1 pseudogene is annotated in these 396 nt (G+C 43.2%); it reads right to left on the bottom strand.

Annotation, left to right across the window (positions count from 1 at the left end):
- Positions 1 to 396, bottom strand: a pseudogene (locus tag FC14_RS10925) (RNA-guided endonuclease TnpB family protein); the annotation flags it as partial.

The following is a 396-nucleotide window of genomic DNA, read 5'->3' as shown; positions in this document are numbered from 1 at the left end:
TCGTTATGCTTCGTTCCATGTTTCTTGTTGCCATCAAGTCCGACTTTATCTGCGCCAGTCTTAACATGACCACACTGAGAACAGCGCTGGGTACTTGGATAGTAACGGTCCGCTAGGATTAACTCCTTGCCATACCCATTTACACTTATATTTTAAAACCTGCTTGAAATAGCCAAACATTGACCGGTGTAAGCCTTTGGATGCAACATGACTCATCTGCATTTGCTTGACAGCCAAGTCTTCGATGGCAATCCGGTCATAGTCGTTAACTAACATAGTGGTAAACTTTTGGACAATATCGTGTTGGATATTGGCAACCCGACGATAATCACGTTGTAACTTGGCTCTCGTTTTAACGTAATTATTTGCTTGGGTCGCTTTCTTTCCGTTTGCCAC

This window comes from Ligilactobacillus agilis DSM 20509 (assembly GCF_001436215.1).
GTDB classification, from domain to species: Bacteria; Bacillota; Bacilli; order Lactobacillales; family Lactobacillaceae; genus Ligilactobacillus; species Ligilactobacillus agilis.
This window is presented reverse-complemented; position numbering and strand designations above follow the sequence as displayed.